Origin of the sequence: Massilia sp. H6 (assembly GCF_024802625.1) — a bacterium.
In the GTDB taxonomy this organism is placed as follows: domain Bacteria; phylum Pseudomonadota; class Gammaproteobacteria; order Burkholderiales; family Burkholderiaceae_D; genus Telluria.
The window spans coordinates 3,136,709-3,163,462 of record NZ_CP103371.1 but is presented as its reverse complement, the minus strand read 5'-3'; the positions used below and the strand labels follow the sequence as shown (position 1 = coordinate 3,163,462).

The 26,754-nt window shown below is 65.1% G+C and carries 27 protein-coding genes; 9 read left to right on the top strand and 18 right to left on the bottom strand.

Features of this window, described 5'->3' with window-relative positions:
* Positions 1 to 18: 18 nt before the first annotated feature.
* The 8 genes from NRS07_RS14210 to NRS07_RS14175 form a co-directional block, all read right to left on the bottom strand.
* Positions 19 to 168 (bottom strand): lmo0937 family membrane protein, encoded by a 150-nt coding sequence (locus NRS07_RS14210; protein ID WP_259208012.1) that lies wholly within the window; start codon positions 166 to 168, stop codon positions 19 to 21.
* A gap of 166 nt (positions 169 to 334) precedes the next feature.
* Positions 335 to 1,627, bottom strand: a complete 1,293-nt coding sequence (locus tag NRS07_RS14205) for a sorbosone dehydrogenase family protein (RefSeq protein WP_259208010.1) — start codon at positions 1,625 to 1,627, stop codon at positions 335 to 337.
* Positions 1,624 to 2,055, bottom strand: coding sequence for a DUF2231 domain-containing protein (locus tag NRS07_RS14200; RefSeq protein ID WP_259208008.1), 432 nt, complete (start codon positions 2,053 to 2,055; stop codon positions 1,624 to 1,626). Before NRS07_RS14200 ends, NRS07_RS14205 begins: the two co-directional genes overlap by 4 nt.
* A gap of 98 nt (positions 2,056 to 2,153) precedes the next feature.
* Positions 2,154 to 2,567 (bottom strand): BLUF domain-containing protein, encoded by a 414-nt coding sequence (locus NRS07_RS14195; RefSeq protein WP_259208003.1) that lies wholly within the window; start codon positions 2,565 to 2,567, stop codon positions 2,154 to 2,156.
* A gap of 223 nt (positions 2,568 to 2,790) precedes the next feature.
* Positions 2,791 to 5,499 (bottom strand): aconitate hydratase AcnA, encoded by a 2,709-nt coding sequence (gene acnA, locus NRS07_RS14190; RefSeq protein ID WP_259208001.1) that lies wholly within the window; start codon positions 5,497 to 5,499, stop codon positions 2,791 to 2,793.
* Between the two features lie 73 nt (positions 5,500 to 5,572).
* Entirely contained in the window at positions 5,573 to 6,139 is a 567-nt protein-coding gene (locus NRS07_RS14185; RefSeq protein WP_259207999.1) for a hypothetical protein, read from the bottom strand.
* Complete coding sequence (locus tag NRS07_RS14180) at positions 6,139 to 7,125, bottom strand: CoA ester lyase (RefSeq protein ID WP_259207998.1); 987 nt, start codon at positions 7,123 to 7,125, stop codon at positions 6,139 to 6,141. The genes NRS07_RS14185 and NRS07_RS14180 overlap by 1 nt, the downstream gene beginning before the upstream one ends.
* A 113-nt stretch (positions 7,126 to 7,238) precedes the next feature.
* Positions 7,239 to 8,228, bottom strand: a complete 990-nt coding sequence (locus NRS07_RS14175; protein WP_259207996.1) for a malate dehydrogenase — start codon at positions 8,226 to 8,228, stop codon at positions 7,239 to 7,241.
* 297 nt (positions 8,229 to 8,525) lie between these two features.
* On the opposite strand from NRS07_RS14175, the gene NRS07_RS14170 reads away from it, so the two are divergent.
* The 7 genes from NRS07_RS14170 (at position 8,526) to gltA (ending at position 14,659) form a co-directional block, all read left to right on the top strand.
* Positions 8,526 to 9,293, top strand: a complete 768-nt coding sequence (locus NRS07_RS14170; protein ID WP_259207994.1) for a GntR family transcriptional regulator — start codon at positions 8,526 to 8,528, stop codon at positions 9,291 to 9,293.
* Between the two features lie 215 nt (positions 9,294 to 9,508).
* Positions 9,509 to 9,934 (top strand): succinate dehydrogenase, cytochrome b556 subunit, encoded by a 426-nt coding sequence (sdhC, locus tag NRS07_RS14165; protein ID WP_259207991.1) that lies wholly within the window; start codon positions 9,509 to 9,511, stop codon positions 9,932 to 9,934.
* Between the two features lie 2 nt (positions 9,935 to 9,936).
* Positions 9,937 to 10,305, top strand: coding sequence for a succinate dehydrogenase, hydrophobic membrane anchor protein (gene sdhD, locus NRS07_RS14160; protein ID WP_259207990.1), 369 nt, complete (start codon positions 9,937 to 9,939; stop codon positions 10,303 to 10,305).
* A 2-nt stretch (positions 10,306 to 10,307) separates the two neighbouring features.
* Positions 10,308 to 12,086, top strand: coding sequence for a succinate dehydrogenase flavoprotein subunit (gene sdhA, locus NRS07_RS14155; protein WP_259207988.1), 1,779 nt, complete (start codon positions 10,308 to 10,310; stop codon positions 12,084 to 12,086).
* 48 nt (positions 12,087 to 12,134) lie between these two features.
* Positions 12,135 to 12,845 carry a succinate dehydrogenase iron-sulfur subunit gene (locus NRS07_RS14150; RefSeq protein ID WP_259207986.1) on the top strand — a complete coding sequence of 237 codons (711 nt, stop codon included), beginning with the start codon at positions 12,135 to 12,137 and terminating at the stop codon, positions 12,843 to 12,845.
* Between the two features lie 180 nt (positions 12,846 to 13,025).
* On the top strand, positions 13,026 to 13,292 hold the full coding sequence (locus tag NRS07_RS14145) for a succinate dehydrogenase assembly factor 2 (RefSeq protein ID WP_259207984.1): 267 nt from the start codon (positions 13,026 to 13,028) through the stop codon (positions 13,290 to 13,292).
* A 65-nt stretch (positions 13,293 to 13,357) separates the two neighbouring features.
* Entirely contained in the window at positions 13,358 to 14,659 is a 1,302-nt protein-coding gene (gltA, locus tag NRS07_RS14140; RefSeq protein WP_259207982.1) for a citrate synthase, read from the top strand.
* A 47-nt stretch (positions 14,660 to 14,706) separates the two neighbouring features.
* On the opposite strand, the gene NRS07_RS14135 is transcribed toward gltA, so the two are convergent.
* On the bottom strand, positions 14,707 to 17,199 hold the full coding sequence (locus tag NRS07_RS14135; protein ID WP_259207981.1) for an ATP-binding protein: 2,493 nt from the start codon (positions 17,197 to 17,199) through the stop codon (positions 14,707 to 14,709).
* 250 nt (positions 17,200 to 17,449) lie between these two features.
* Here NRS07_RS14135 and NRS07_RS14130 point away from each other — a divergent pair, with 250 nt between their 5' ends.
* Together NRS07_RS14130 and gluQRS are read left to right on the top strand one after the other, a co-directional pair.
* Entirely contained in the window at positions 17,450 to 17,932 is a 483-nt protein-coding gene (locus tag NRS07_RS14130) for a nuclear transport factor 2 family protein (RefSeq protein WP_259207979.1), read from the top strand.
* A gap of 3 nt (positions 17,933 to 17,935) precedes the next feature.
* Positions 17,936 to 18,844: a tRNA glutamyl-Q(34) synthetase GluQRS gene (gene gluQRS / locus NRS07_RS14125; protein ID WP_259207978.1), complete on the top strand. Its 909-nt coding sequence runs from the start codon at positions 17,936 to 17,938 to the stop codon at positions 18,842 to 18,844.
* On the opposite strand, the gene NRS07_RS14120 is transcribed toward gluQRS, so the two are convergent.
* The 9 genes from NRS07_RS14120 to NRS07_RS14080 form a co-directional block, all read right to left on the bottom strand.
* On the bottom strand, positions 18,831 to 19,436 hold the full coding sequence (locus tag NRS07_RS14120; protein ID WP_259207977.1) for a CHRD domain-containing protein: 606 nt from the start codon (positions 19,434 to 19,436) through the stop codon (positions 18,831 to 18,833). The genes gluQRS and NRS07_RS14120 overlap by 14 nt on opposite strands.
* Before the next feature lie 167 nt (positions 19,437 to 19,603).
* On the bottom strand, positions 19,604 to 19,789 hold the full coding sequence (locus NRS07_RS14115) for an oxidoreductase-like domain-containing protein (protein WP_259207976.1): 186 nt from the start codon (positions 19,787 to 19,789) through the stop codon (positions 19,604 to 19,606).
* Between the two features lie 99 nt (positions 19,790 to 19,888).
* The gene (locus tag NRS07_RS14110) at positions 19,889 to 20,218 is read right to left on the bottom strand and encodes a hypothetical protein (RefSeq protein ID WP_259207974.1); all 330 of its coding nucleotides are present in this window, start codon (positions 20,216 to 20,218) and stop codon (positions 19,889 to 19,891) included.
* A gap of 118 nt (positions 20,219 to 20,336) precedes the next feature.
* Positions 20,337 to 21,002 (bottom strand): response regulator, encoded by a 666-nt coding sequence (locus tag NRS07_RS14105; RefSeq protein WP_259207972.1) that lies wholly within the window; start codon positions 21,000 to 21,002, stop codon positions 20,337 to 20,339.
* Positions 20,999 to 22,600, bottom strand: a complete 1,602-nt coding sequence (locus tag NRS07_RS14100; protein ID WP_259207970.1) for an ATP-binding protein — start codon at positions 22,598 to 22,600, stop codon at positions 20,999 to 21,001. The genes NRS07_RS14105 and NRS07_RS14100 overlap by 4 nt, the downstream gene beginning before the upstream one ends.
* Before the next feature lie 388 nt (positions 22,601 to 22,988).
* Positions 22,989 to 24,347: a sulfite reductase subunit alpha gene (locus NRS07_RS14095; RefSeq protein ID WP_259207967.1), complete on the bottom strand. Its 1,359-nt coding sequence runs from the start codon at positions 24,345 to 24,347 to the stop codon at positions 22,989 to 22,991.
* The gene (locus NRS07_RS14090) at positions 24,344 to 25,363 is read right to left on the bottom strand and encodes an FAD:protein FMN transferase (protein ID WP_259207965.1); all 1,020 of its coding nucleotides are present in this window, start codon (positions 25,361 to 25,363) and stop codon (positions 24,344 to 24,346) included. Before NRS07_RS14090 ends, NRS07_RS14095 begins: the two co-directional genes overlap by 4 nt.
* A 7-nt stretch (positions 25,364 to 25,370) precedes the next feature.
* Positions 25,371 to 26,186, bottom strand: a complete 816-nt coding sequence (locus NRS07_RS14085) for a DUF4198 domain-containing protein (RefSeq protein ID WP_259207962.1) — start codon at positions 26,184 to 26,186, stop codon at positions 25,371 to 25,373.
* A gap of 23 nt (positions 26,187 to 26,209) precedes the next feature.
* Positions 26,210 to 26,713: a DUF2271 domain-containing protein gene (locus NRS07_RS14080; protein ID WP_259207960.1), complete on the bottom strand. Its 504-nt coding sequence runs from the start codon at positions 26,711 to 26,713 to the stop codon at positions 26,210 to 26,212.
* Positions 26,714 to 26,754 lie beyond the last annotated feature (41 nt).

Genomic DNA, 26,754 nt, shown 5'->3' with positions numbered 1-26,754 from the left:
TTTACCAGCAGGAAGTCGTCAGAGCACTTTTTTTCCGCTGAACACGCGGATCAGGATGACGATCACGGCGACGACCAGCAGGATGTGGATCAGTCCGCCGGCGGCGAAAGAGGTAACCATGCCCAGCAGCCACAGGACGAGGAGAACGATTGCAATGGTATATAACATGTGATGACCTTACGCTTGAGTGGAGGAGTTGCAAATCTGTCTGGCCGTTTGCTTTCCCGATAAGCCATCATGCTCTTCCGTGGGTCCGGCTTCCGTGCGTTGTCGAACAGAACGCTTATATTATTGATAACTGCCGCAGGAAAGCGCGGCAGTGATCAAGCTGCGTTCAGGGATTGCGCACGACGCGCCACACGACGTTGGCCAGGTCGTCCGCCACGATCAGCGCGCCGCGCGGATCGACCGTCACGCCCACTGGCCGGCCGCGCGTCTTGCCCTCGGCATCCCGAAAACCGGTGACAAAGTCGATCGCTGCGCCGGACGGGCGGCCATTGGCGAAGGGCACAAAGATGACCTTGTAACCCACCGGGACAGCGCGGTTCCAGCTGCCGTGCTCGCCGATGAATACGCCATTGGCGTATTTTTCGCCCATGACGGCCTGCGAGAAATCCAGGCCCAGCGCGGCGACGTGCGAGCCCAGGCTGTAGTCGGGTTTGATGGCGGCTGCCACCTTCTTTGGATTCGGCGGCATGACGCGGGCATCGACGTTCTGGCCCCAGTAGCTGTAGGGCCAGCCGTAGAAGCCGCCTTCGCGCACCGAGGTCAGGTAATCGGGCACCAGTTCCGGTCCCAGCTCGTCGCGTTCGTTCACCACCGTCCATAACTGTCCGGTGCCCGGCTGGATCGCCAGGGCGGTCGGATTGCGCAAGCCGGTAGCATACGGCTTGTAGGCGCCGGTAGTGACATCGATCTGCCACACCTCGGCGCGGTCGACCTCGGCTTCCATGCCGCGCTCGGTGATATTGCTGTTCGAGCCGATGCCGACGTAGGCGAAGCGGCCATCCGGACTGATGGTGAGTGCCTTGGTCCAGTGGTGGTTGATCTCGGACGGCAACATGGCGATGCTGGTGGGGGGAGCGCTGGCCTTGGTCTGGCCTGGCTGGTAATCGAAGCTGACCAGCTCGCCCTGGTTGGCGACATACACCTTGTTATTGGCGAAGGCCAGTCCGTAAGGAGCGTCGAGCTGGTCGGCGAAAACGGTCTTGAGTTCGTACACGCCGTCGCCATCGGCATCGCGCAGCAGGGTCAGGCGGTTGCCGCTCTTGACCTTGGTATTGCCCTTCGACTTGATATAGCCCGCAATCACGTCTTTTGGTTTGAGCTTGGCCGCCTTGCCGCCGCGGCCTTCGGCGACCAGGATGTCGCCATTGGGCAGCACCAGGGTCTGGCGCGGAATCTGCAGGTCGGTGGCGATCGCCGAGACGGTAAAGCCAGCCGGCACGGTTGGCTTCTGGGTGCCCCAGGGGGTAGGTTCGGCAATTTTCATGCTAGGCAGCAGGCCGCGTTCAGGCGCCGGGAGCTTGGGATCCGGTCCGATCGACGGCGTGCCGTCGCCTTTGTTGGAGCAGGCGCCCAGCAGCAGGCTCAAACCCAGCAGGGTCAGGGTGGCAGTATGTTTCATTGTGCACCTCCCGTACGTGCGCCCAGGCCGATCCAGGCCGCGACCACGATCAGGACGGTGACGATCACCGACAGCACCAGGCCAGCCGGCATGACTGCCCACGCATCCTTGGCGTGCTGGATGGCGTTGAACAACCCCAGCACCCAGGCCGCCAGCAGCAACAGGAAATAGACCAGCGTGGCGCCCGACTTGTGCCTGGCGCGCAGGAGATTAACCAGGGCAAACACCATGGCCAGGCCGCTGAACAGCAGGGCGCCGGCGATCAGCCAGGAGGCGAAATTCGCCCACTGGATCTGGTACGACTGGTAGTAGGCGATATCGCTGAGCAGGGCGCCCAGGAACAGCGGGACGGATCCGGCAAGCAGGATCGCATGCAGCCTTCCAGGGGGGCTGCGGTAGGCCGGGCTGGCCGTGGTAACAGTTGACATGGTAATCGTCCTTGAAGATCGATGAGTGGTACCGCAATCTTATCGACAAGACAATGTTGGTGTCGCATGGTTGGCCTTACCCGGACGGCATGCGCGATCTAGCCCTTGAAGATTTTCAGCAGCGTCACCGCAGGAGAAGCCATGCCGATCTTGCGGTTGGTTCGTGCAGCATCGATCACTTCGAGCAATTCTTCGTACTTGTCCGCCTGGCGATCGTCCAGGTTTGTCATGTTCATGTTCCAGCGCGGAAAAGTACGGAAGCTCGCCGGCTCGTTGTACAAGACGCGCGAGTTCTTGTGGCGGGGATCGAGTTCGATTTTCTTGTACAGGCTCGCCAGCGTAGCAGCCGGCCCTTCGAGCACCTGCAGGAACCACCCGCCGTTGTAGAACAGGCTGCCGGTGACGTCGATCCGTTCGTTGTTCGTGCGCGCCGTGGCATGGATGGCGCGCAGGTCGTCGGGCGACATCTTGCGCGTGGCTTGGCTGACATACACGAGTTGATTAATAGACATATGCAATTGCTCCTGGGTGAATACTGCGCTCAATAACGACCAACACATCGAAGACAGCATTTATATCAGGAATCATCAATTTCCTCAAAGAAACAGATGGGATCACCAGTACAGAATCGGGACACGTGTCCTGTATCAACGTGAAGACGTAAAAAAAGCCGGACCCCGCGCAGGGACCGGCCTTTTCATTATGCAAACAGCCCGCGTGAGCGGGCGCTCGCCGTTACGCCGCGAGCAGCTGGCGCAGCACGAACGGCAGGATGCCGCCATGCTTGTAGTAGTCGACTTCGATCGGGGTATCGATGCGCAGCAGGACCATGACTTCTTGCGAGCTGCCGTCTTCGCGGTGGATCACGAGGGTAGCCAGTTGCTGCGGCTTGATCTCGCCTTCCAGGCCCTTCAGGTCGTAGGTTTCCTTGCCGGTGATGCCCAGGGTCTCGACGCTGTCGGTACCGATGAACTGCAGCGGGAGCACGCCCATGCCGACCAGGTTCGAGCGGTGGATACGCTCGTACGAGCGCACGATCACGGCCTTCACGCCCAGCAGCTGGGTGCCCTTGGCCGCCCAGTCGCGCGACGAGCCGGTGCCGTATTCTTCGCCGCCGAAGATCATGGTCGGGGTGCCTTCGGCCACGTACTTCATGGCCGCGTCGTAGATCGACATCTGTTCGCCGGTTGGCTGGAACATCGTGATGCCGCCTTCGACCGCCGAGCCGTCAGGCTTGGCCGGGATCATCCGGTTCTTGATGCGCACGTTGGCAAAGGTGCCACGCATCATGATCTCGTGGTTGCCGCGGCGCGAGCCGTACGAGTTGAAGTCGGCCTTCAGGACGCCATTGGCCTTGAGCCACTGGCCCGCAGGACCGTCTTCCTTGATCGAGCCGGCCGGCGAGATGTGGTCGGTGGTGATCGAGTCGCCGAACACGCCCAGTGCGCGCGCACCGGAGATGCCGGTGGCGGCTGCCTTCGGGGTCATGGTGAAGTCGGAGAAGAACGGCGGCTCGGCGATATAGGTCGACTCGGGCCAGTTGTAGACCTGGCCTTCGGTGGACGAGACGCGCTCCCACAGTTCGCCCGGGTTGCCCTTGACGTCGGCGTAGTTCTTCTTGAAGACTTCGGAGTTCATCGCGAAGCGCATCAGTTCGCCGATCTCCTGCGAGGTCGGCCAGATGTCGCCCAGGTAGACGTCGACGCCATGGGTATCCTTGCCCACTGGCTCGGTCATCAGGTCGCGCGTCATGTTGCCGGCGATCGCGTAGGCCACGACCAGCGGTGGCGATGCCAGGAAGTTCGAACGGATGTTCGGGTGGATACGCGCTTCGAAGTTACGGTTGCCCGACAGGACGGCCGAGGCGACGATGTCGTTCTCGGTGATCGCCGCGTTCAGTTCCGGGGTCAGGTCGCCGGCATTGCCGATGCAGGTGGTGCAGCCGTAGGCGGTCACGCCGAAACCGAGTTTGTCCAGGTAGGGCAGCAGGCCGGCGGCGGTCAGGTATTCGGTGACCACGCGCGAACCAGGCGCCAGCGAGGACTTGATGTGCGGCGCCACGGTCAGGCCGCGCTCGACCGCCTTCTTGGCCAGCAGGCCGGCGGCCAGCAGCACGCTCGGGTTCGAGGTGTTGGTGCACGAGGTGATCGCGGCGATCAGCACGTCGCCGTTTTTCACGCGCACGCCGTTGCTGGTCTGGTAGACCTTGTGCAGGTCGTCCGGGTTCTTGTTGAAGCCGTTGGCGGTGGTTGGCTTGCTGAACAGGTCGGCGAAGGTGTTCTTCACGTTGCCCAGTTCGATACGGTCTTGCGGGCGCTTCGGACCGGCCAGGGATGGAGTAACAGACGCGAGGTCCAGTTCCACCACGCGGGTGTAGTCGATTTCGCCTTCTTGCGGCACGCCGAACAGGTTCTGGGCCTTGAAATAGCCTTCGAAGGCAGCCAGTTCTTCTTCGGTGCGGCCGGTGCCGCGGAAGTAGTCGATGGTCGCTTCGTCGACCGGGAAGAAGCCCATGGTGGCGCCGTATTCCGGTGCCATGTTGGCGATGGTCGCGCGGTCGGTGGTCGACAGCGAACGGGTGCCGGCGCCGAAGAATTCGACGAACTTGCCGACGACTTTTTCGTGGCGCAGCATTTCAGTGACCGTGAGCACCAGGTCGGTCGCGGTGCAGCCTTCGCGCAGCTTGCCGGTGAGGTTGACGCCGATGACGTCCGGGGTCAGGAAATAAACCGGCTGGCCCAGCATGCCGGCTTCGGCTTCGATGCCGCCCACGCCCCAGCCGACCACGCCGACGCCGTTGATCATGGTGGTGTGCGAGTCGGTGCCGACCAGGGTGTCCGGGTAGAACACGTCGCCCTGGCGCATCACGCCGCGCGCGAGGTATTCCAGGTTGACCTGGTGGACAATGCCGAAGCCCGGCGGCACCACGCCGAAGGTATCGAAGGCCTGCATGCCCCATTTCATGAACTGGTAGCGCTCGTTATTGCGCTGGAATTCCAGTTTCATGTTCAGGTCGAGCGCATTGGGCTCGCGGAAGTGGTCGATCGTGACCGAGTGGTCGACCACCAGGTCGACCGGCACCAGCGGTTCGATCTTCTTGGCGTCGACGCCCATCTTGTTGGCGACGTTGCGCATCGCGGCCAGGTCGGCCAGCAGCGGCACGCCGGTGAAGTCTTGCAGTACCACACGGGCGACGACGAAAGGAATCTCGTCGGTACGCTCGGCGGTCGCCTTCCAGCCGGCTACCTGCTTGATGTGCTCTTCGGTGACCTTCTTGCCGTCGCAGTTGCGCAGCACCGACTCGAGCACAATACGGATCGACACCGGCAGGCGCGACAGGTTCACACCGAGGGCTTCGCCCAGCGCTGGCAGCGAGTAGTACTGGCCTGTGCGGCCGGCGCCAACCGGGAATTCCTTCAATGTATTCAGGGTGTTGCGAGACATATGCTCTCCTTCAGTGGGATATTGTTATTCAAACCCGTTGTTGCAACCAGGGATCGGGGGCGGGCGCCGCAGATCAGCTTTTCTTTTCTTCAGGCAACGCGGCCGTCACCGGTTCAATCGGTTCAAGCGGTTCGGCCTGCTTGGCGTTCTTGCATTCGTTGGCCAGCTGGCGGTTCAGGCGCGAGTCCAGCAACAGCCCCTTGCTGGGGATGCCGATCCAGATCAGGCCCCAGTAGGCGTTCTCGAAGCGCTGGGCGCCGGTGGTGGTGCCCACGCGCGCCAGGCGGTGCACGCGCTTTTTCCAGCGCAGCGCGATGTTGGCAGGGTCGGTCTCGTTGGTATAGATCGTGACCTTGTTGTTCAACTCGCAGGCGTATTCGGTAGTGACGGTATCGGTGACGTCCGGCTCGGCTTCTTCGGCCGCGTCGTAGAGCGCGGCGGCGCGTACCGTTGCTTCGGCGGCTGCAGCCTTGGACGCCTTGGCGCCAGTTTTCGCCTTGGCCTTGGCCTTGGTCGCGGACTTGGCGGCCGCCTTGGGCACGTCTTTGGCCGGCGCGGCGGCGGCGGCGTTGGCGCACAGGCCGATGGAGGCGAGCGCAAACGCGCAGGCGGCGAGGAATGGGGGAAGTGGGGTGGCCATCAGGAATCCGTTTGGTTGACGATTGCGGCAGCCGCTTCCGGCAGCGCAAGGCCAGCCAGCTTTGCGCGCTGTAGAACGGTCCAATAATATCGGTAGCTCGCACGGTCGTGCAAGCGTCCATGTTGCGCGATCGGCCCCCAGCCTGCGTTGCTAGCCTCGAGCAGCACGTTGGTGGCCTCGTTTACTTCGGACAGGCGCGGCGTGAACGCCTTGACGATCGGTTTGACCTGGTCCGGATGGATGCTCCACATCCGGGTGAAGCCGAATTCGGCGGCGGCGCGCTGGGCATCGTTGGCGACGGTGGCGCTGTCGCGGATATCGGTAGTGACGTTGTGCGAGGCCACCTTGCCGTGTGCGTGGCAGGCCGCGACCATCTCGAGCTTGGCGCGCACCACCAGCGGATGCGTGAACTGGCCGGGGGTGCGCATGGCGCTGGCCGGCACCGCGCCGTAGTGGCTCGACACGAAGTCCATGATGCCGAACGACAGGCATTCGACCTGGGGCAGGGCGGCGATGTCGTAGGCTTCGCGCAGGGCGCCGTGGGTTTCGACCAGCACGTGCACCGGCAAATCGGAGCGGCCCGCGGCCGCGGCATGCTGGTTGATCAGGTCGATCGCGCGCAGCACTTCGGCGGCGCTCTCGACTTTTGGTAGCACCACGTAGGCCAGGCGCGCGCCGGCGCCGCCCACGATGGTGGCGACGTCGTTGGCAAAGTGCGGGCTGCCCGTGTCGTGCAGACGCGCACCGATGCGGTTGAAGCGGTTGTCTTCGCTGTTGACGAGCGCCGCTACCATCAGGGCGTGCTCGCCTTCGCTGCCGGCGGCGGCGCCGTCTTCACAGTCGAAGGTGATGTCGAACAGGGGGCCAAGCTCTTGTTGCAGGGCCATCGATTTGCGCATCAGCTTTTCCGAACCGGCGTAGTGGTCGCAGGCGGGAAGCAGGAGCGGCTGGCGTTTGCCCTGGAATAAAACCTCGGAAGGATGCATAGAAAGGTCGCTGGAAGCAGAAGCAGAAGCAGAAACAGCCGTGCCACCGGGAGTGGCGGCACGGCGTGTGCGGCAAACGGAAGGCTTGGTAGGCTCCATCTGCCGCGCGGTGGTCAAGCCAGCAGGTGCGCTACGCCGTCACGTTCCTCAAGCAGTTCCTTGAGGGTGAGGTTGATGCGTTCTTGCGAGAACTCGTCGATCTCGAGGCCCTGGACAATCTTGTATTCGCCGTTTTCGACGGTGACCGGGAAGCCGAACATGGTCTGCTCGGGAATGCCGTACGAACCATCCGATGGAATGCCCATGGTGGTCCATTTGCCGCCGGTGCCGAGGTGCCAGTCGTGCATGTGGTCGATGGCGGCGTTGGCCGCCGAGGCCGCCGACGACAGGCCGCGTGCTTCGATGATGGCGGCGCCGCGCTTGCCGACGGTCGGCAGGAAGGTGTCGCGGTTCCAGGCATCGTCGTTGATCATGTCCTTGACCGAAGCGCCATCGATGGTGGCGAAGCGGTAGTCGGCGTACATGGTCGGCGAGTGGTTGCCCCATACGGCCAGCTTCTCGATCGACGCGACCGGCTTGCCGGTCTTGCCAGCGATCTGGGACAGCGCGCGGTTGTGGTCCAGGCGCAGCATGGCGGTAAAGTTCTTGGCTGGCAGGTTAGGCGCCGACTTCATGGCGATGTAGGCATTGGTGTTGGCCGGGTTGCCCACCACCAGCACCTTGACGTTGCGCGAAGCGACGGCGTCGAGCGCCTTGCCCTGCACGGTGAAGATCTGGGCGTTTGCTTCGAGCAGGTCCTTGCGTTCCATGCCAGGGCCGCGTGGACGGGCACCGACCAGCAGCGCGAAGTCGGCATCCTTGAAGGCGGTCATGGGATCGGCGTGGGCGGTCATGCCGGCCAGCAGCGGGAATGCGCAGTCGTCGATTTCCATCATGACGCCCTTGAGCGCCTTCTGCGCTTTTTCGTTGTCGATCTCGAGCAGCTGAAGGATGACCGGCTGGTCCTTGCCGAGCATGTCGCCATTGGCGATGCGGAACAGCAGGGAATAGCCAATCTGGCCGGCCGCGCCGGTGACGGCGACGCGCATTGGGGTTTTAGCCATGAAGAATCTCCAAAGTGGGAAAGAAAACGGATCGAGCAAAACGGATCGAGCAGATGCGTGTTCCCGCGGCAGCGGCCGGGGAAAACAGCAATGATACCAAAAGAGGCACCCTGTCAAACGGATACCGCGCGCGCGCCTGATCGGGCACACAGCATGGGCGCACGGAGGTCCAGCAGACCGCGAGTGTATTCCTCTGCTATTCCATCTGTCAATTCATATCATATGTCTTATATAAGACACATGTTTGAGCCGCTATGCACTGGACGTACGTGCCCGTTTATGGTGAAATCGCGGTCTATGAACCCCCTCCCGACCAAGCTGGCCGGCGACGCGCCAGGCGCCAGCGCTGCACCGTCGTTCCGTCCGCTGTACCAGCAAATCAAGGCATTGATTACCCAGAGCCTGCAATCGGGTGAGTGGAAGCCGGGCCAACTGATGCCGAGCGAGGTCGAACTGGCGGGACGCTTCAAGGTGAGCCAGGGCACGGTGCGCAAGGCCATCGATGAGCTGGCCGCCGAGCACCTGGTGGTGCGGCGCCAGGGCAAGGGCACGTTTGTTGCCACCCATGCCGAGGAGCGCGCCCATTTCCGCTTCTTGCGCCTGATGCCCGACGAGGGCATCCCGCACCACCCCGACAATCGCGTGCTCGAGGTCAGGCGCATCCGCGCCCCGGCCGAGGTCGCGCGCCTGCTCGAACTCGAGCCGGGCGACGCAGTGGTATACATCAAGCGGGTGCAATCCTTCGACGGCCAGCCGACCATTCTCGAGGAATTGTGGCTGCCGGGCCAGCTGTTCAAGGGCCTGACGGCCGAGCGCCTGGTCGAATACAAGGGCCCGATGTACGGATTGTTTGAATCGGAATTCGGCACGCGCATGATCCGCGCCACCGAGCGGATCCGCGCGGTAGCCGCCGACGCCGCCACCAGCGCGCACCTGGCGGTAGCCGAGGGTACGCCGCTGCTGTGCGCCGAGCGGGTCTCGTTTACCTATGGCGACAAGGCGGTGGAGCTGCGCAGGGGCATGTATTCGACGGCGCATCACCATTACCAGAATGAATTGTCGTGAAGCACGCGCAACGTGGTGCCGCGCGGCGCCATCCAGGTCGCGCCGTAGCAGCAATCGCGTTGAGCGATTAAAATAGTTGGTTTTGAGTAAGCGTTGGACTGACCCGTTTCGCCACACTGCTGTACCGGTATTCTTCGCCGATGCTTGGTGCCCGGTCACAAAATCGGCGAAAATGCAGGGTTAATTAAAAATTGTTGTCATAAGGGAGGTGTACCATGTCCGAAGCCGTGAGAGAAGCTGCAAAAAAAGGGCGGCCGGAGTTCCGCAATATTGGTATTGGGGATATTACAACCAAATATCGCATGCCACCGTCGGCCATCGTGTCGATCCTGCACCGTGTCAGCGGCGCCGCATTGTTCCTGATGCTGCCGTTCCTGCTGTACCTGCTGCAAGAAAGCCTGCGTTCCGAGATCTCGTTTGCCCACTTCGCGGGCATCGTCGATAACGTGTTCGTCAAGATCATCCTGCTTGGCCTGGCGTGGGCTTACCTGCACCACTTCACCGCCGGCGTTCGCCACCTGTTCATGGACAACCACTTTGCCCTGGACAAGGACGCTGCCCAGAAGACCGCGCGCTGGGTGCTGGTCATCGGCCTGGTGCTGACCGCCCTGGTCGGCCTGAAAATGTTCGGAGTGTTTTAATCATGGCAACCAAGAATAATATCGGACCGCGCCGCCTCGTCGTCGGCGCCCACTACGGTGTCAAGGACTGGCTGGCGCAGCGCGTCACCGCCATCGTCATGGCCGTCTACACCATCGTGCTGCTGGTCTCGTTTTTGACTGCGCAGGACTTCAGCTATGAAGGCTGGGCCGGACTGTTCGCGAAACAGTGGTTCAAGCTGTTCTCGCTGGTGACCTTCCTCGGCCTGTTCTACCACGCCTGGGTCGGCATTCGCGACATCTGGATGGACTACGTCAAGTCGGCCGGCCTGCGCCTGCTGCTGCAACTGTTGACCATCTTCTTCCTGCTCGCCTGTGCTGCGTGGACTGTGCAAATTCTCTGGAGCGTGTAATCGTGGCAGCAATCAAAACTGCAATCCCGACCCGTCGTTTCGACGCGGTCATCGTTGGCGCCGGCGGTTCCGGCATGCGCGCATCGCTGCAACTGGCCGAAGCCGGCCTGAACGTGGCTGTGCTGTCGAAAGTATTCCCGACCCGTTCGCACACCGTGGCGGCCCAGGGCGGCATTGGCGCCTCGCTCGGCAACATGAGCGAAGACGACTGGTACTGGCACATGTTCGACACCGTCAAGGGCGGCGACTACCTGGGCGACCAGGATGCGATCGAATTCATGTGCCGCGAAGCGCCCAAGGTCGTGTACGAGCTCGAGCACTTCGGCATGCCGTTCGACCGCAACCCCGACGGCACCATCTACCAGCGCCCATTCGGCGGCCACACCGCCAACTTTGGCGAGAAGCCGGTGCAGCGCGCCTGCGCCGCGGCCGACCGTACCGGCCACGCGCTGCTGCACACGCTGTACCAGCGTAATGTGCGCGCCCGTACCCACTTTTTCGTTGAGTGGATGGCGCTGGACCTGATCCGCGACCTAGAGGGCGACGTGGTCGGCGTGCTGGCACTGGAAATGGAAACCGGCGACACCATGATCCTGGAAGCGAAGACCACCATCCTCGCCACCGGCGGCGCCGGCCGCATCTTTGCCGCATCGACCAACGCCTTCATCAATACCGGCGACGGCATGGGCATGGCGGCGCGTGCCGGCCTGCCGCTGCAAGACATGGAGTTCTGGCAGTTCCACCCGACCGGCGTGTCCGGCGCGGGCGTCCTGATCACCGAGGGCGTGCGCGGCGAGGGCGGTATCCTGATCAACTCGAACGGCGAGCGCTTCATGGAGCGCTATGCGCCGACCCTGAAAGACCTGGCCCCGCGCGACTTCGTGTCGCGTTCGATGGACCAGGAAATCAAGGAAGGCCGCGGCTGCGGTCCGAACAAGGACCACGTCTTGCTGGACCTGCGCCACATCGGCGCCGACACCATCAAGAAGCGCCTGCCGTCGATCCTGGAAATCGGCCACAAGTTCGCCAACGTCGATGCCACCAAGGAAGCGATTCCGGTGGTTCCGACCATCCACTACCAGATGGGCGGCATCCCGACCAACATCCACGGCCAGGTCGTCGCACCGGCTGCGGACGGTTCGCAGAAAATCGTGAACGGCCTGTACGCCATCGGCGAATGCGCTTGCGTCTCGGTGCACGGCGCCAACCGCCTCGGCACCAACTCGCTGCTCGACCTCTTGGTGTTCGGCCGCGCGGCCGGCAACCACGTGGTGGCGTCCGACCTCAAGCACAAGATCAACAAGCCGCTGCCGGCCGACGCGGCCGATGCCGCCCTGGATCGCCTGAACCGTCTCGAAACCTCGACTGGCGGCGAAAAAGTGCAGCATGTCGCCAACGACATCCGCGCCACGATGCAGAAGTACTGCGGCGTGTTCCGTACCGAGGCGCTGCTGAACCAGGGCGTGCAAGAGATCATGAAGCTCGACGAGCGCCGCAAGCACGTGTCGTTCCAGGACAAGTCGAAGGTATTCAACACCGCCCGCGTGGAAGCGCTGGAGCTCGACAACCTGATCGAAACGGCCAAGGCGACCATCGTCTCGGCTGCCGCCCGCAAGGAATCGCGCGGCGCACATGCCCACAGCGACTACGAAAAGCGCGACGACGACAACTGGATGAAGCACACCCTGTTCTTCTCGGAGGGCAACCGCCTCGAGTACAAGGCCGTGATCCAGAAGCCGCTGACCGTCGACACCTTCAAGCCGAAGGCCCGTACTTTCTAATATTCCAGGGCCGGGACTTTCCCGGCCTGAATGAACAGGTAAAACAACATGGCACGCACTGTCCAACTGAAGATCTACCGCTACGATCCTGACAAGGATGCGAAGCCTTACATGCAAGACGTCACCGTCGAGCTGCAAGACACCGACAAGATGCTGCTCGACGCGCTCCAGCGCATCAAGTCCGACGTCGACGACTCGCTCGCGCTGCGCCGTTCGTGCCGCGAAGGCGTGTGCGGCTCCGACGCAATGAACATCAACGGCAAGAACGGCCTGGCCTGCACCACCAACCTGAACGAGCTGACCCAGCCGATCGTGTTGCGCCCGCTGCCTGGCCTGCCGGTCATCCGCGACCTGATCGTCGACATGACCAACTTCTTCAAGCAGTACAACTCGATCAAGCCGTTCCTGATCAACGACTCGATCCGCCCGGAGAAGGAACGCCTGCAGTCGCCGGAAGAGCGCGAAGAGCTCGACGGCCTGTACGAGTGCATCTTGTGCGCCTGCTGCTCGACTTCGTGCCCGTCGTTCTGGTGGAATCCGGACAAGTTCGTCGGTCCGGCCGGCCTGCTGCAGGCCTACCGCTTCATTGCCGATTCGCGCGACGAAGCCACCAACGAGCGCCTGGACAACCTGGAAGACCCGTACCGCCTGTTCCGCTGCCATTCGATCATGAATTGCACGGACGTGTGCCCGAAGGGCCTGAATCCGAACAAGGCAATCGGCAAGATCAAGGAATTGCTGGTTCGCCGGGCGATTTGAGCTGGGCGCCCGAAGCGCGGCCAGGTCCGCGTTTCGGTGGGCGCAGGTGCGTTGAAGGCGTGGACAGCCCAGCTGCCCACGCCTTGATGCGCCGTGATGCTGCCGCCAATACAGTAAAAGTACCGTACTGCCGAAACCCGGCCTACGGAGTATGATGTTGACCCAACAACGGACTGCCCTGTGAAAACGCATCAATCCGATCCTGCCAACCGTGCCCGCCTGCGCTGGCGCTCGCGTCGCGGCTTGCTCGAGAACGATTTGATCCTCACGCGCTTTCTCGACGCGCACGAAGCCGAACTGAGCGACGAGGACGTCGATGCGCTGACCCGCCTGCTGGACCTGGCGGACAATCCGCTGCTCGACCTGATCCTGGCGCGCACCGAGCCCGAGGGCGACATCGACCTGCCGCATGTGCGCGCCTTGCTGTCGCGCCTGCGGCAAGCCTAGTCCAGCCCGGGCCGGCCCCGTTTTCGTTTATTGTTTTTAGATCCGCTCCCAAAGAAGGAAGTGCCATGAATATCTCTGATACCAAAGCCACCCTGTCGTTCTCCGACGGCAGCCCGTCGGTCGACATGCCGATCTACAAGGGCACGATCGGTCCGGATGTCATCGACATCCGCAAGCTGTACGGCCAGACCGGCAAGTTCACCTACGACCCTGGCTTCATGTCGACCGCGGCATGCAACTCGAGCATCACCTATATCGACGGCGACAAGGGCGAGCTGCTGTATCGCGGCTACCCGATCGAGCAGTTGGCCGAGAACTGCGACTTCCTGGAAACCTGCTTCCTGCTGCTCAACGGCGAACTGCCGAACGAAGCGCAGAAGACCAAGTTCAGCGACACCGTGACCAAGCACACGATGATCCACGAGCAGATGCAGTTCTTCTTCCGCGGCTTCCGCCGCGACGCGCACCCGATGTCGGTGCTGGTCGGTACCGTCGGGGCCCTGGCTTCGTTCTACCACGACTCGCTCGACATCAACGATCCGCAGCAGCGCGAGATCTCGGCGATCCGCCTGATCGCCAAGCTGCCGACCCTGGTCGCGATGGCCTACAAGTACACCGTCGGCCAGCCCTTCATGTACCCACGCAACGACCTGTCGTACAGCGCCAACTTCATGTACATGATGTTCGCCAATCCGTGCGAAGAGTACAAGGTCAACGACGTGCTGGTGCGCGCCCTGGACCGTATCCTGATCCTGCACGCCGACCACGAGCAGAACGCCTCGACCTCGACCGTCCGCCTGGCCGGTTCGTCGGGCGCCAATCCGTTCGCCTGTATCGCTGCCGGCATCGCCTGCCTGTGGGGCCCTGCCCACGGCGGCGCCAACGAAGCGGCACTGACCATGCTGAAAGAAATCGGTTCGGTCGAGAACATCCCGGCCTTTATCGAGAAGGTCAAGGACAAGAACTCGGGCGTCAAGCTGATGGGCTTTGGTCACCGCGTGTACAAGAACTTCGACCCGCGTGCGAAACTGATGCGCGAGACCTGCCACGAAGTCCTGGCCGAGCTGGGCCTGCAGGAAGACCCGCTGTTCAAGCTGGCGATGGAACTCGAGCGCATCGCACTCGAAGACGAATACTTCGTCTCGCGCAAGCTCTACCCGAACGTCGACTTCTACTCGGGCATCGTGCAGTCGGCACTGGGCATCCCGGTCTCGCTGTTCACCGGTATCTTCGCAATGGCCCGCACCATCGGCTGGATCGCCCAGTGGAACGAAATGATCGCCGATCCAGAGCAGAAGATCGGCCGTCCACGCCAGCTCTTCGTCGGTGCGCAGGTACGCGACGTGCCGGGTATCGACCAGCGTTGATCGATTAATGCCGGGTTGTCAGGAAAGCGGACTTTGGTCCGCTTTTTTTATGTCAGTGCGGCCCGGCGCGCAGCCCGGGCCAGTGCGTCGGCCAGCAGGGCCAGGTCGACCGGCTTGGCGAACAGGTCGTCGAAGCCGGCCGCTGCCGCGTCTTGCCGGTCGCGTTCCTGGGCATAGCCGGTGATCGCGACGAGCATGGCGCCGGCCGTGGCGGGGTCGGCGCGCAGGGCGTGGGCCAGTTCGAAACCGTTCATGCCGGGCAGGCCGATGTCGAGCAGGCAGACATCCGGCTGGTAGGCCGGCAGCCCGGCCAGTGCGTGCTCGGCGCAGGCATACACCGAGACCTGGTGTCCGCACGATTGCAGGTACATGGACAGCATCATGGCAGCGTCGTCGTTGTCGTCCACCAGCGCGATGCGCAGCCGGTCAGGCTGCTCTGGCGCTGCCAGCGGGCCGCCCTCCGGCGCCAGCTCCGGGGCCGGGCTGGCCAGGCGGGGCAGGGTGATGTCGAAGGTGCTGCCCATGCTGGGCCCCATGCTGTGCACCGCTACCTGTCCACCGTGCAGCTGCAACAGGCTGCGCACCAGTGCCAGGCCGATGCCGAGGCCGCCCTGGCTGCGGTCGAGTCCACGCGTGCCCTGCGAAAACAGGTCGAAGGCGCTGGCGGTGAGTTCCGGCGTCATGCCGATGCCGTCGTCGCTGACCCGGATGCCGAGGGTGTCCCGGCCCGATTCGAGCAGGACCTCGATGTTGCCGCCGTCGGGCGTGTATTTGGCTGCATTGCTCAACAGGTTGGTCATGACCTGCACCAACCGCTTGCGGTCGCCCAGGACGGTCGACGGCGCTGGCGGCAGGCGCAGCACGAGCCGGTGCGCATGCTTCTCGATCAATGGCCGTACCTGCTCGATCGCATCGGCGATCACGTCGCGCAGGTCGAGCGCGACGTTGTCGAGCTCGACCTTGCCCCGGGTGACGCGCGACACGTCCAGCAGGTCGTCGATCAGGCTGCTCATGTGTTTCGCCTGCCGTCCAATGATGGCGCTGGTGCGTACCACGGTGGGCTCGTCGCCCGGGCGCATGGACAGGATCGCGGCGGCGGCCGAGATCGGTGCCAGCGGGTTGCGCAGCTCGTGGGCCAGCATCGCCAGGAATTCGTCCTTCTTCTGGTCGGCCTGGCGCAAGTTTTCTTCTGCGCGGATGCGGTCGGTGATGTCCATTTGCGCCACCACGGCCCCGATGATCGCCCCGGCGTCGTTGCGGATCGGCGCGCCCGAATTGAGCAGGATGCGCCGCTGCCTGGGGTCGTCAAAGGATTGCGTCTCGATGATCTGGCGTGGCGCCGCTTCGCCAGCCAGCGCGCGGCTCATGGCCCAGTCGTCCTGCGTGAGCGGCTGTCCATGCCGGTCGGAGCCATCGGCCCACCAGCCCTTCCATTCACGATAGGCGTCGATGCTGTCAGAGATCGGGTGGTTGCCCCAGATCTTGCGGTTTTCGGCGTTGACCTGGATGACGGCACCGCCCGCATCGGCCACGATGATCCCGACCGGCACGGCTTGCAGCAGCGCATCGAGGCGCCGCCGCTCGTTCTCGGCCTGGCGCGCGATCTCCAGTGCATGCTGCCGGCTTGCGCGCAGCGCGTCTTCGGCCTGCTTGCGTTCGGTAATGTCGCGGTAGAAAATAGCCAGCCCGTCGCCGGTTGGAAAGGCGCGGATCTCGATCCAGTAGTTGCGACCATCCGGGAACACATATTTTTCTTCGAAGTTCACCGGTACGTGCTCTTGCATGGCATGCCGGTATTGCCGCGCCATGGACAGGTCTTCCAGGCCAGGCCAGGCCTCCCAGAGCGACAGTCCGACGATGTCGGCGGCGCCGCGGGTTTCGAACTTCAGGCCGCCGGCATTGATTTGCTGTACCCGGAAATCGCGGTCGACGAAAACGAAAGCCTCGTCCATGCCGTGCAGCAAACGCTGGCTCTGGTCGCGTTCCAGTTCCAGCTCCGCCTGGATCGCACGCTGCCGCTCCAGCAGTTCGCGCTGTTCGCGCAAGGCCTTGCGCAATTCGATCTGGCTCATCACTTGCTGGGCCAGGGTCTTGAGGATGAACCGCTCGTGCGCCGTTAAGCCCTGGGGACGCGGCGTGGTGTCGAGGACGCACAAGGTGCCAAGCGGTGTACCGTCTTCGGCCTTGAGCAATTCGCCCGCGTAAAAGCGCAGGCCAGGCTCGCCGGTGACCAGCGGATTGCAGCTGAAGCGGCTATCCTGGCGGGCATCGGGCACGACCATCAGCTCGTTCTCGAGCAAGGTAAATTTACAGATGGAATTGTCGAGCGGCATCTCCCGCGTGTTCAGGCCGACCTCGGCCTTGAACCACTGCCGCGTCTGCGCCAGCATGTTGACAGCGGCAATCGGCGCATTGAGCAGTTGGCTGAGCAGCAGTACAACGTCATCGAAGGCCTTCTCTGGTGGCGTATCGAGGATGCCATACGCATCGAGCACGGCAAGACGCTCGGTCTCGCACTGGCCTGTTGAAACTGTATCCATTGGTAAATATACCAGCGCTAAACGAAAGGAATCATATTGTATACAGTTGCTAAGATGTATAGCACGCTAATCGGGTGACACAGGCGGTTCAGTATCCCGGCCGCTCGCGCTGTTACTTCATTGCCCGGGCAGTCTCGTGGCATGCCTGGTAAATGGACGGTCGTTGCATTATTGTTAGAGAATACTTACTTTATGACCGCCTGGTGCTTGCCATGCCATGCCAGGCACACGCCACTATCCGAAAGCCTCTATGAAACGCTTGCTTGCCGCCGTTGTCCTGTTCCTGGGCCTGACCGGCCTGGCCCATGCGGCGGCCGACGCCGCCCTGACCCAACAGGTCAATGCCTTCATCGACGAGTGGCATGACGATGCCGCCAATGCGCGCCTGGCCTATTTCGACAAGATGGCGAAGGATGGCGTCTACATCGGCACCGACCGCACCGAACTGTGGGTGCGCGACGATTTCAAGTCCTGGGCGAAAAAGTTCTTCGAGCGCAAGTCGGCCTGGAGCTTCAAGGCCACGCGCCGTAACGTCTATGCCTCGCACGATAAATCGGTGATCTGGTTCGACGAACTGCTCGACACCCCGAACATGGGGCCTTGCATGGCCAGCGGCGTACTGCGCAAGACGGCGCAGGGCTTCGAGATCGTGCATTACCAGCTGTCGATGGCGGTGCCGAACGCGGTGGCGGGGCAGGTCACCAGGCTCATTGGCGCACAGTCGAAGAATTGAGCCGTGGCGACTAATTTGCGTGGCTATGTCGGCCGCTTCGCGCCATCGCCGACCGGTCCCTTGCACGCCGGTTCGCTGGTGGCGGCGCTGGCAAGTTACCTCGACGCCCGGGCCCACCACGGCAGCTGGCTGGTGCGCATCGAAGACATCGACGAGGGCCGCAGCGTGCGTGGCGCGGCCGAGGGCATCCTGGCCTTGCTCGATGCGCTCGGCATGCATGCCGACGGCGAGATCGTCTGGCAAAGCCGGCGCCAGCAGCTTTACCAGCAGGCCGCCGAGGATATCGCCGCACACACCTACCCGTGCGGCTGCAACCGGCGCGAGATCGCCGATTCGCGCCTTGGCGTCGCCCCGGACGGCGCAGCGATCTACCCCGGCACCTGCCGCTACGGCCTGGCCGAGGGTCGCGCCATGCGCAGCCTGCGCCTGCGTGTGCCAGACCCGGGCCACGACGTGATCGGCTTTACCGACCGCTTCGCCGGCGAGGTCATTCAGCGCCTCGGGCCTGATTCGGGTGACTTCGTGCTCAAACGCGCCGACGGATACTGGGCCTATCAGCTGGCGGTGGTGGTGGACGATGCATTGCAGGGCGTGACCGATGTCGTGCGCGGCGCAGACCTGCTCGATTCGACGCCGCGCCAGATTTTTCTGCAGCGCGTACTGGGCGTGCCCACGCCGCGCTACCTGCATGTGCCGGTGGTGCGCAATGCGCTCGGTGAAAAGCTCTCGAAGCAGACCGGCGCGCTGGCGGTAGCGCCGGGGGACGAGTCGGCGGCGGTGGCAGCGCTGCTGGAAGCGGCACGCTTCCTCGAGCTGCCGCTCGAACAGCCGGCATCGCTCGAGGCCTTCTGGCGTGCGGCGATACCGGCCTGGAGCCAGTTACTGGCGTCTCGCGGCGCTAGGCTTGCTTGACCAGCGCCGGACGCCGGCGCGACAGGATCGCCAGGCCCGCCAGGCCCGCGCCCAGCATCCCCCAGGTGGCCGGTTCCGGGATCGGCGCCACCGCGCTATTGACCAGGAAGCCGCGGATCTCGCCAACAGGATATTGCGACGTGTGGATATTGAGGTAGACCTGGTTGCTACTGAGCGCGTCAAGCATCGCCGCGCTGGCGCCGGCTGCGGTTCCGCCAAAGGCGCCAAGGAAGGCGGCGCTATAGATGCCAGGGTCGAGCAGGTCGAAGCTCTGGCTATACGTGCCGGAGTTGACGCCGAGCGGGAAATCGAACAGATCGATGGCAACGCCTGCCGTCCCGGCCATGGGCTCCGTGGTGCAGCAGTGCAGGTGGGCGGCCGCGGTCGGCGATACCAGGTCGCTAAATGGAATATCGGCGGTAAGGATATTTCCGGCGATATCGAAGGTGGCAATGCTGTAGCCGGGCGAGGCGACCGGTACCGCTTCGCCAGGGCCGCTCGAGACGGCCCGGTAAACCTCCTGGGCCTGGCTGGCCGGCGCCACCGTCATGGCGGACACTGTCAGCGCTAGAGCCGAGATCACTTTTTTCATGGCATACCTCCTGGATAGGAAAGAAACCAGCACGGCGCGTCCGACCGGACACGCCGTAGAAAAAAGTAGCACACGCAAAACCCATCAGGCGACACCGTACGGGCGATAAAGTGATACCCAACAATTGCGCAGCCGAGAACCGGCGCGCGGTGCGCGAGAGCGGCGATTCAGGAAGACGGGCGGGAGGGCAGCGGCGGCGCCTCGGCCGCTTCCCAGATGGCCAGCGCCTGCTGGTAGCGTTCCAGCGCCTCGTCGTACAGGTCGAACACGCAAGGGGTGCAGCCGCTGCGGCAGCAGTCTTCGGGTTCGGGTTGGACCGGCGGCGCGGGCCGGTTGGCAGGGGGCGTGGACATGGCTCGGACGTCGGGAGCGGGCATGGGTGGAGGATAAATGATCCACGCCGGTAAGTCGAGCCATGGCCTCATGCTGCGGTAGTCGGCGCCGCCGCAGGGTCACGCGTCGTGCCGGAACTCGCGCAGCCGGAACGTGGGCTTGCCGCCGGCGCGCTCGCAGACCCCGGTCATGGTGGCGCCCTGGTCCAGTACATGGGTCAGGCGGGTGCCGTCTGGCTGGCCGGCGCAGGCCGCATGGGCCGCTGCCGGCACTGCTGGCGGCGCGGGAGGTGCTGGCGGCACTGGCGGCGCCGGCGGCATGGCAATCGATGGCGCGCCCGGCACCGCCGGCGGCGATGGCGGCGCAGGAGGAACGGGCGGCGCCGTGGCCAGGGCGTGCGGGCCGAGCAGGGCAAACGTGGCGGTCAGTGCCAGCATGCGTGGATTCATGGTGTTCTCCTTTGGCTGCGGCCCGCGCTGGGCGGGAAGTGGTGCGGCGGGCCATGAACGCATTCTGGCTGCCAAATGTGGAGAAACCGTGGAGCCTGCCGGTTCGGAAAGCCCGGCGCTAGAGTTCGCAGCGGTAGCCCAGTCCGTAGACCGAGCCGATCGCATCGAGCCCGGGCGCTGCGGCCTCGATCTTGCGGCGCAGGTTCTTGATATGGCTGTCGATCGCACGGTCGGTGGCCTCGAGGCTGTCGGCGCGCGCGGCGTCGAGCAGCTGGGCGCGCGACAAGGCCTGGCCCGGGCGCCGGGCCAGTGCGGCGAGGATGGCGAATTCGCTCGGCGTGAGCTCGAGCGCCTGGCCATGGATGACGGCGCGGCGCGCCGCTTCGTCGATCGCCAGCGCGCGCGGGGCTGTGACGCCGGCGCTGCTGCGCCGCAGGATCGCCTTGATGCGCGCCATCAGCTCGCGCGGGCTGAACGGCTTGCACAGGTAGTCGTCGGCCCCGAGTTCCAGTCCCAGCAGGCGGTCGCTTTCCTCGACCCGCGCGGTGATCATCAGCACCGGCACGGCGCTGAAGGCGCGCAGCTCGCGGCACAGCGACAGGCCGTCGAGCCCGGGCAGCATCAGGTCGAGCACCACCAGTGCCGGCGGTTGGGCGCGGATGGCGGCCAGCGCCGCCAGGCCGTCGGCGCACACGAGCGGCGCATAGCCGGCCGCGCGTGCATAGTCGGCGACCAGCGCCGCCAGTTCCGGCTCGTCTTCGACGATCATGATGGACCGGGTCATGCGCTGTGCTGCGCCAGCGGCAGCGACAGCGTCGCGCGCAGGCCGCCGAGTGGCGAATCGGTGAAGCTCAAGCTGCCGCCCTGCGCCTCGAGGATGCGGCGGCACAGCGCCAGTCCGAGCCCGGCGCCGCCATGCGCGCGGCTGCGCGAAGCGTCCACCCGATAGAAGCGCTCGCCCAGGCGCGCCAGGGCTGCGCCTGGCACGCCCGGCGCGCTGTCGTCGACGACCAGCTCGATCCGGGTGCCAGCCAGGCGCGCGTGCAGGGCGATGCGCCCGCCCGGGTCGGTATAGCGCAGGCTGTTCTCGAACAGGTTGTCGAGCACCTGGCGTACGCGCTCGGGGTCGCACCAGGCCAGCTGCGCGGGCGGGGCCGTGCCCAGTTCCAGCACCAGCCCCGCGGCCTGCAGGCGCGCCTCGCAGGCCCCGGCATGCTGAGCGGCGAGCTGCCACAGGTCGACCGCGCCGGGCTTGCAGTCGAGCGCGCCAACGTCGGCGCAGGCCAGCGTATACAGTTCGCCGATCAGCTTGTTCAGCGCCAGCACCTGGCGCAGCATCGATTCGAGCGTTTCCGGGGTGGCGCTGCGCACCCCGTCCTGCAGGGCCTCGAGCTGCGCGCGCAACACGGCCAGCGGGGTGCGCAGCTCGTGCGAGGTATCGGCTACCCATTGGCGCCGCGCCGCCTCGGCGCTGTCGAGCTGCTGGGCGAGCGCGTTGAAGTGGCGCGCCAGCTGGCCCAGTTCATCGCTGCGGGTTGCCGCCAGGCGCACCTCGTAGCGGCCACCCGCGAGCGCCGCGGCGCCCTCGGCCAGGCGCCCGATCGGCTGCCGGAAATGGCGCGCCAGCAGGGTGGCAGCCAGGGCGCTCAGTGCCACCGCCAGCGCCACGATCTGCCACAGGCTGCTGCGCAAGCCGTTCAGAAAGGCGAGCGCCATCGCGTCGCTCGGCTGGTGGCTGCGCGCGACGCCGAGATAGCCGGCGGTGCGGCCGTCGACCACGATGGCGCGCCGCGCGGCGTCCTCCTGGCCGGGCAGGCGCCCGGCCAGGTAGGCGCCGTTGGCGTCCAGCAGCGTGACGCGTTGGTGCAGGTCGAAGGTGACGCCTTCGGCGCCCGGCGCCGTGGGCAGCATGTCGACGGGCGGCCCCGGCAGCGGCATGGCTGGCGGGGCGGGCGGCGCAGGTGGCGCAGGTGGCGCAGGTGGTGCCGGCAGGGTGGCCGGGGCTGAGGCAACTGGGCCTGCTGGCGACTCCGGCGAAGGCGGCGAATCGGGCGAGAGTGGCGAAGGCGGCGACGGCGGCGACGGTAGGGCAGGAAGCGCGTGGGCCCGGAGTTGCCTTTGTTGTTGCAGGCCTGCCAGTTCGCTGGCAATCCAGCTGCGCCGCGCGTCGCCGCCTGGCAGGAACTGCCAGCTGCCTGTCGCGCGGTAGCGCGCGGCCAGGGCGCCGGAGAGCTCGTCGAGGCGGTCGAGTTCGATGCCGACCGCGTATTCGCCGAATCCGGCCAGCACGTTCTGGCGCAGCAGATAGACGGCACTGGCCGCCACCGCGAGGATGGCCAGCAAGACGGAGAGAAACAGGCGGTGGCCGATAGAAAATGTCACGGAATCGCTTCAGCGCGGAACGACTACGCTCGAAATAATTTGTTCTAGTGAAAAGAAAACCAGGCCCAAGCCTATCCTAAGGCTGCGCTGGCAACAAATTTTTTGAAAATATTGCCTGTATGTTGACGGACCACATGCCAGGCAGGGCAAGACATTCTCCTACAAAGTGATTGCCGTCCCTGGGTGGCCCACTGTCCGCGGCAGGACTACGATGTCGATGACTACATTACTCGTCGCTACACCGTCTGCAGGCCGTGCGCTTTACTTACGCAGGACGCGTAGTGGAGCGTCAAGCCAGGTCGAAGGTGAGATGCCGGCAGGCTGCACCGAAGTGCGGGCTGCCGGTTTTTTTTGTGGGTGCACCCGTGCCCGCACGGCGCGGCCTGGCTCAATACACGTCGCGGCGGTAGCGTCCTTCGGCGGCCAGGTGCTCGATGCAGGCTGTACCGAGCACCTCGCGCAAGGCATCATGCACGCCGCCGGCCATGCCCTGCAGGCTGCCGCACACATAGATTGCGGCGCCGTCTGCGATCCACTGCCTGAGCGTTTGGGCCTGCTCGCTTACCAGATGCTGCACATAGCGCGCCTGTGCCTGGTCGCGCGAGAACGCCATGTCGAGCCGGGCCAGGCAGCCAGTGGCCAGCCAGCCCTGCAGCTCTTCGCGGTAGAGAAAATCGTGGGCCGCGTTGCGCTCGCCAAACAGCAGCCAGTTGTCGCCCCTGCCAGCGTCGATGCGCGCCTTGAGCAGCGCGCGCAGCCCTGCCAGGCCGCTGCCGTTGCCGATCGCAACCAGCGCACGTCCGGCATTGTCGTTGAGGCGAAAGCGCTGGTGCGCGCGGATGCGCAGGCGAATCACATCATGGCTTGCCGCGCCGGTGCATAGCCAGCCTGATGCCGCGCCCAGGCTGGCATCGCTGCGGCGCTGCAGGCGCACCAGCAGTTCGAGCCGACCCTCGGTGGGCAGCGAGGCGATCGAGTACTCGCGCGGATGGTCCGGGTCGGCCGGCACGCTTACCTGCGCCAGGTCGCCGGCTTCCCATGCGGGCAGGGCGCCATCGATCGCTACCAGCGCGAGCCGGTACAGCGGGGCGCCGGCGCTGCCCGGGTTGAGCAGGCTGCGGCTGGCGATACGCCAGTTGCCGTAGGCCGGTGCTTGCCAGTCGGGCGCATCGCTGGTGCCGGCAAGGCGGCTGACCTGGTGCTGCCATTGCGCCAGCGCGGACGCGTCGCCGCGATCGACGTCGATGCGTTCGAACAGCGCGCTGGCGCCCTGGGCGGCGAGCCAGCCGTCGAGGGCGCGGCCAAAGCCGCAGTAGTTGGCATAGGTGCTGTCGCCCAGCGCCAGCACCGCGTAGTGCAGGTGTCCCAGTGCTGGCCTGCCCGCCATGCTGATGCCGGCAAAGCGCGCGGCGGCATCGGGAGCATCGCCCTCGCCATAGGTGCTGGCGACGAGCAGGACGCGGCTGGCCGCAGCCAGTGCGGCACTGTCGATGCGCGAGACGCACACGGCGCGCGCCGCCAGGCCGCCGGTGGAGAGCATGGCGGCGGTGCGTTCGGCCAGGTATTCGGCGCTGCCGGTCTGGCTGGCGTACACCACCAGCCAGTCGGCGCTGCCGGCATGCGCGTGGGTGTGCTCGCGGCCGGTGTTGCGCGCGTGGTGGGCGCGCCAGATCGCCAGGCACATGGCCAGGTAGGCGGCAAGCAGGATAAGCGCGCTGCCCCAGCGCATGGGCTCGAAGCTCGTCATTGCAGCAGGCCGCGCCAGGCGGCTGTGGTGGATTCGATCAGGCCCCCGCCGCGCCGCACCAGATAGCGGGCCGCGATGTTGCGCGTGTCGGCAAACGCGATGCCGGCGTCGACCCCCATCACGGTCAGCGCCGTCGACAGCGCGTCGGCGGCCATGCAGCTGCCTGCCACCACCGTGCACGAGGCAACGTCGTTGGCGATCGGATGGCCGCTGCGCGGATCGAGTGTGTGCGAGGCGCGGCGCGGACCATCCTGATAATAGTTGCGGTAGTCGCCCGAGGTGGCAATCGCCAGGCCGTGCAGCGCGACCAGCGGCGCCACTGTATTGCTGACTGCGCTGCTGCCCACCGCTGGCACGCCTTCGACCTCGACCCACCATGGGTCGCCCCCCGGCTTCACGCCGGCCCCGCGCAGCTCGCCCCCTACCTCGACCAGGTAATGCCGCACGCCGTGGCGTTCGAGGCAGCCGCCGAGGCGGTCCACCGCATAGCCCTTGGCGATCGAGGACAGGTCGAGCACGACCCCGCCCGGCTGCAGCAGGCGCCGTCCCGCACGGTCGAGTTCGGGCGTGCGCGCGGCGCGCATGGCCAGCGCGGCGGCCACGGCCGCGGGCGCCGGCGCGCGAAACCCGGCCTGGTCGTAGCGGCCGGCGGATCCGAAGCCCCACAGCTTGACCAGCTCGCCTGCGGCCGGATCGAAGGCGCCGCCGGTATCGTCATGGACCTGCAGCGCGAACGCCATTACCTCGAGCCACTGCGGCGGCAGCGCGTGCCAGCTGCCGGCCGGCGCGCTGTTGTAGCGCGCGAGCAGCGAATCCGGTTCCCAGTGGCTCATCTGGACAACGATCTCGTCGAGCTCGCGCCGCAGCGCCGTCTCGAGGTCGGCCGTGACGGCGCCCGGAACCACCATCTGCGCCGACCACGCCGTGCCCATCGTGCGGCCGGCAGCCCTGCGCAGGATGCTGCCTGGCGGCGGCGGCACCGGGTCGATCCGGGACGGAACCAGCACGTCGCGCATGCCGGCCTTACTCCGGCAGTACTTCGAGCGTGGCCGAGTAGGCGTAGCGGCGCGCACCCGGCTCGCCCGGCCCCTTGTCCTGCTCGACCGGGAACCTGGCGCTGAGCCAGTAGCGGTTCGGCGCCGGCAGGGTGAAGCTGGCTTCGCCGCTGGCGTCGGTGACCAGGCGGATCTCGCCGATGGTGCCGCGGTACTTGACGCCACCGGGCACCAGCGAGAACGGAAAGTTCGCCAGCGGCTTGCCATCGAGCTGGAAACGCAACCTCGCCGGCTCGCCGGCGCGCAGGTCGTTCGGGTGGGTGACCGGCACCAGTTCCAGGCCCTTGCCGCTCGGCTTGAGGGCGTCGCGACTGAGCTTGTTGGCCGAGACGAAGGTCTCCATGCGGCTGTGGGTGGTCGAGGTCTGTAGCTCGGTGGCGGCGGCCGGAATGTCCTTGGCCACGCTCGCCGGCGTGCCGCGCACGCGCCTGGTTTCGCCACCGAGCTGGTAGCTGCCCACCACATTTTCGCTGACCAGGGCAATGCGATACGTGCCGTCCCGCGGCAGGCGCAGGTCGAGCGTGGTGCGCAGCTTGCCCTGGACCGCGCCGGGCGCCGCCGCGGTGGCGCCGCCCGGATCGGTCACGGTGACGTTCTCCATGCGCAGCGGCACATGGTCGAAATCGAACAGGCCTTCCGAGACCGCCCCGTCGATGGTGACCCAGGCTTCTTCTTTCTCGACAAAGGTGGTGCTGGGCAGCATCCAGCCGCGGTGGGCGCTGGCGCCAAAGGACACGCTGGCCAGGGCCAGTGCGAGGACGGTTTTCTTGACGAACTGGTGCATGGTGGGCTCCTGGTGCTGCAGGGTTACTGGATGGCGATCGAGACGGCGCCGAGTTCTTCCTTGCCGGCTGCCTTGGCGGCCAGCTTGCCCTTGGCCGGCAGGGTGAAGGGTAGGCGCACGAGTTCGCGCCCGCCGGCTTCGCGCGACGCTTCCACCACCAGTTTGTACTTGCCAGCCGGCAGGTCTCCGGTGGCGTTGGCAAACTCCATGCTGTGGCTGCCCACCGCCTTGGTTGCACCGCTGACGCCGTCGATCGGCATGTCGAGATCGCGCCCGGCCTTGCGCCACCAGGTGCGCAAGTCCTTGAGCCACTTCTCGCCGCCTTCGTCTTTCTTCTTGACGTCGTATAGCACCGCCAGGGTCGAGGCGACGCCGCCGTCGGCTTTCTCGATCCAGATTGCGACGTACGGCTTGTGGTATTCGGCCACTTTCATTTTCGGCAGCTGGAATGTCACGGACAAATCGGCGGCCATGGCCCAGCCCGATGCGAGCGGCAGCGTGAGTGCGAGCGTGTGGGACAGTTTCATTAGATCGCCTTATATATGAGAGGGTAACTAGTAGCTAAGCA